This window comes from Mycoplasmopsis mucosicanis (assembly GCF_006546935.1).
Taxonomy (GTDB): domain Bacteria; phylum Bacillota_I; class Bacilli_A; order Mycoplasmatales; family Metamycoplasmataceae; genus Mycoplasmopsis; species Mycoplasmopsis mucosicanis.
Map to the genome: position 1 here is coordinate 1 of NZ_SMDN01000047.1, position 396 is coordinate 396.

Consider the following 396-nt stretch of genomic DNA (forward strand, 5'->3'; position numbering starts at 1 on the left):
ACATGTGTAAAATACGAATGATTAAATCTGCCTCTTCTGCATTAAATCCCAGCATGCGATACACTTCTATGGATTGCACATCATTACCATCAAAAAATTGACGCACGTTCGCAGATAGATAGTTGGATACTTTAATGATCGAATGATCAGCATAAGGTTGATCGCTTGTCACATGCAGATGTTTCACTTGTCCCGTCTCATCAATCATCACTACGATTAAATGGTGTGGATTTAACTTCATCAAATGCACATCCAGTATAGAGGCCTTTGAGTGATCAGGTCCTATAACAAGAGTGGTATAGTGTGCTTGATTTGAAAACACTTTTGCAAAGGTGTCTAGTGTCGATGATAAATCATAATGATGATTCACTAACATCTGATGAATATCAAGACTAC

Annotated in this window: 1 protein-coding gene; it reads right to left on the reverse strand. The window is 37.4% G+C overall.

Annotated elements, in window-relative coordinates:
* On the reverse strand, nt 1-376 hold a 376-nt coding region (locus E1I18_RS03695; protein WP_211334723.1), incomplete at its 3' end, for a hypothetical protein.
* Between the last annotated feature and the right edge of the window lie 20 nt (nt 377-396).